Here is a 255-nt window from a genome sequence, read left to right as displayed (position 1 = left end):
CCTCAGAAGTGTCCATGATTAAGGAGCGTTGACTGACGCCTGCATTATTAATCAGCCAGTCAATTTTTCCTGATTTTTCTATAGCTATTTGATAAGCTTCTTTTGCTTGCTCAACGTCACTGATATCGAAGGGAATAACGAAGTGTTTTTTTGGCTTCTTACACTGCTTTTTGACTTGTTCTAGCTTTTCTTCGTTACGACCACTTAAAACAATAGTCGCACCCCTTTTGGCAAAAGCAATCGACAGAGCTTCCC

Annotated in this window: 1 protein-coding gene; it reads right to left on the bottom strand. The window is 40.4% G+C overall.

Translation table 11 applies throughout. The features are described 5' to 3' along the window. Positions 1-255, bottom strand: a 255-nt coding sequence (locus AAEY72_RS15595; RefSeq protein WP_352311527.1) for an SDR family NAD(P)-dependent oxidoreductase, incomplete at both ends; no start/stop codon positions are given.

This window comes from Psychrobacter sp. W2-37-MNA-CIBAN-0211 (assembly GCF_040309405.1).
In the GTDB taxonomy this organism is placed as follows: Bacteria; Pseudomonadota; Gammaproteobacteria; order Pseudomonadales; family Moraxellaceae; genus Psychrobacter; species Psychrobacter glaciei.
This window is presented reverse-complemented; position numbering and strand designations above follow the sequence as displayed.